4 protein-coding genes are annotated in these 3,033 nt (G+C 59.7%); 1 reads left to right on the top strand and 3 read right to left on the bottom strand.

Features of this window, described 5'->3' with window-relative positions:
• Nucleotides 1-151: 151 nt before the first annotated feature.
• The gene (locus ACYQ2W_RS25760) at nt 152-637 is read left to right on the top strand and encodes a hypothetical protein (RefSeq protein WP_459873842.1); all 486 of its coding nucleotides are present in this window, start codon (nt 152-154) and stop codon (nt 635-637) included.
• Nucleotides 638-926: 289 nt separating this feature from the next.
• Here ACYQ2W_RS25760 and ACYQ2W_RS25755 read toward each other — a convergent pair whose 3' ends face one another.
• The 3 genes from ACYQ2W_RS25755 to ACYQ2W_RS25745 all read right to left on the bottom strand — a co-directional run bounded on the left by ACYQ2W_RS25755 (nt 927) and on the right by ACYQ2W_RS25745 (nt 2,906).
• Nucleotides 927-1,157 (bottom strand): hypothetical protein, encoded by a 231-nt coding sequence (locus ACYQ2W_RS25755; RefSeq protein ID WP_459873840.1) that lies wholly within the window; start codon nt 1,155-1,157, stop codon nt 927-929.
• A gap of 189 nt (nt 1,158-1,346) precedes the next feature.
• The gene (locus ACYQ2W_RS25750) at nt 1,347-2,624 is read right to left on the bottom strand and encodes a hypothetical protein (RefSeq protein ID WP_459873838.1); all 1,278 of its coding nucleotides are present in this window, start codon (nt 2,622-2,624) and stop codon (nt 1,347-1,349) included.
• A 3-nt stretch (nt 2,625-2,627) separates the two neighbouring features.
• Nucleotides 2,628-2,906, bottom strand: a complete 279-nt coding sequence (locus tag ACYQ2W_RS25745; protein WP_459873836.1) for an aminotransferase class V-fold PLP-dependent enzyme — start codon at nt 2,904-2,906, stop codon at nt 2,628-2,630.
• Nucleotides 2,907-3,033 lie beyond the last annotated feature (127 nt).

Raw genomic sequence — 3,033 nt, 5'->3', positions numbered from 1 at the left:
CTAACATGACGAGCCGGTTTCCTCGCTCGGTTCCGTTCGTTCCCGTCGGCGCGACGCCGCGTATCCGCCTCCGCCACCCATCGATCGGGCGGTGTTTCCGCGCGGGTTCGGGTTGCGCACCGGAGGTTCGGTACTCGCCGGGAGGCGATCGATGATCTCTTTCCGTCATGCCATTGCCGCGACCCTCCTTCGCTCCCTCGCCCGCCGGCTGGTTCGCCGCGACGCGGCACGGATCGGGCGGCGGATCGGCGAGCGGAGGCGGTCGCTGGGGATGGAGCCGGCGGCGCTGGCGCGCTGCGCGGGGCTCGCGGAGGCGGATGTGCGCCGCTGGGAGGCGGGGGACCTGCGCGGGCTCGGTTCCGATGCCCTGGAGGTGATGCGCAAGTCGTTGCGCTGCACGCCGTCGTGGTTGCTGGCGGGGGCGATCCATCCGGGGGAGTACGGCGAGGCGCTATGTCTCGATCGGGTGATCCCGGTCATCGGCCATTTCGAGGAGCTGCCGCCGGCGACACGGCGGCGGCTGGTCCGCTTCCTCGTCTTCGTGGTGATGAGCGGTGACGAGCCTCTGTCGCCGGGGCGGCGGGAGGTGGTGGCGGTGAACGAGGGGGTCGAGGGGATTGGGGCGACGGAGCCGTAGCAAGAGGCGAGCAAGAGGGACACTCATCGCAACACCCCCTGCCACAAACGGCGTACAACCACTTAGCTCAGGCTGGCAATCTCTCGAAAACTTGCGCGGCATACCCAACCGGTCCTCGCGGCCATCCGACGGGAGCTTGGGCCGCGCCAACACTTCGAGCAACTCCTGCAACGTCTCGACCGAGTACACGACTTCGCCGATCTTCCCGGCACGGGCAAACGCCAAGCCCGGAACGGAACTGGCTGAGAGGAGGGTGCTGACGAGGATATTGGTATCGAGAACGAAGCGCCTAATCATCGAGTTCGGCTAGGATTTTCGCGATGTCCGCCTCGGTGTACCCGCGTTCGCTCACCTTCCGACTGACCCGCTTCGCGACTTCGTACGCTTTCGATAGTCGCCCCCCGCCTTCGTCATTCCCGATGGTCACGTGGACCGGCTCGCCAGGGTTGCAACGCGCCAGCTCCCGCTCGATCCGCCGCAAGGCCTCGGCGGGCACATCGTCGATGGTGATGGTAGACACGGCAACAGCCTCCCTCAACGGTCTGGTCTGTAGGTTGGACAGGCCCCTATTTTACACCGATCCCCCGTGTCCAGCGCCCTCCTCATCCAACGACGTCCCGCGCAGCCCCGCGTGCAGGCACTAACGGGACATCCATCCCAACACCCCTGCGGGTCAACGGGATCGCGACGAAAGAGGTGTCCGCCCGCACTACGGTTGCGGAGGAAGCGGTTGAGTCTTCAGCTTTTTCCAGGTTTCGATAGAGTTCGACATCCAGCGCGTCTCCTCTTCCAAAGTCCGGGAAAACTCACTGCGAATTCTGTCTTTATATTTCTCCATCTCCCGATCCCGCTCGCCTTGGCTCATCGTCCCGCTGCGATAGCCGGATTCTTCGTCTTCGAAGTAGGGGTGATAGGTACAAAAGCCCCCTGCCGCTCCGGAGCAGTGCTTTTCCCGTTTCTTGACAATTTTGTCCAATCGTTGATTCATCCGATCATCTTTTACGATCGGCAATACCCTGGAGGCGTGTTTCACATAGGTTTCAACATTATCCTGGATCGTCCCAAGCGATGGAGCGTCTTCCGGCTTTCCTTGCGGATAGACCAAGGCCATTTCCTGGAGGGCATTGAAATACACATTGACCCCCGAAACATAGGTGGCCAAACCAACCTTCTCAAAGGATTTCTGCTCCAGCACTCCCATCACGCGGGGGATGTCCAGCACATACTTCGTTTCCAAAAGGCGAAACAGATCCTCTTTCGACGCACCACTCTCTTTTCTTCTCATATAGTAAGTCGATATGTTTCTAATGTACGCGGTCAGCTCACCCGTCTGCTCGGAAACCGTTTGATTGATGTTGGCTTTTTCGACAATTTCACTAAATCTGTCGATCAATGCTTCAAACATTGCCTTCGAGTCATCTCCGGGCCAAATGAAGGCCAACAGCGCGGAGCCCAGCAAATTGAACGGTGGTGGCGCCAAATCGACCAAACCAGAGATCAGCTTCTCCATGCCGGCTTCCGGGCTGAGATTCGTGGCTGCCAACGTTGGCGGCTCACTGTTTTCCAGTATGGGCAGAAAATGGAGGGTGGCCATATTGGTCCGCTGAATCAGTATCGGCGAACCGGCACCGATACCGGGAATCGCCTTGGCAAGCGTCCCCACTTCCATTTTTTCCACCACCTCTCCGGGCAGCAACATCGAAAGATCTTCGATTTCGCTCATCACGGCCCGAATCTCCGGATCAATATTCTCACCGTTCCCTGAGACTTCGCCCACTCGATCGATCGATAGAAGATCATTGTTCTTTGAGCCTTCATTGATCCTTTGCAGCATTAACTCGGCTTGATCTCTTACTTCCTCTTCACTGTAGGAACCGGAGTCATTTTCAACCGTTAAAAATCGATTCAATTTGTCAAAAATATAGCGTTCAACCTCGGGCCCCGTCACATCGGATATCGTAAATGCCAAGCTCATCATTTCCTCCATTTCTCAAATCGTCGAAATAGCAATTATACTGAATTCGGCTTCAGGCGAAATGGAGGGAGATCCATCGCGGGGATGGGCCGTCGTCGTGAGGCGCGCCCCCGCCGCGTCGCACGCCCGTTGCCAGATCCGTACTACCGCGCCGTACTCGTGGTCGGTGAACAGAACCTCGTCGTCGGCACGCAGCGGGAAGGAGTTCGCCACCACGTTCATCCCGTCGGTCGCGTTCTCCACGAAGACGAGGCTCTCGGCATCCGCATCGAGAAAAACGCGCCAGACGCTCACGGGCCGCCAGCCAGGCCGGCTCGAGCTGGCGGGCGTAGAACTCCATCGGCTGGCTGCGGGCGCGCTATTGCCACACCTGCTGGGCGGCGATCACCCGCCGCCGCCGCGGGCCGAAGGAGCCGTGGTT

This window comes from Endothiovibrio diazotrophicus (genome assembly GCF_054657215.1).
This window is presented reverse-complemented; position numbering and strand designations above follow the sequence as displayed.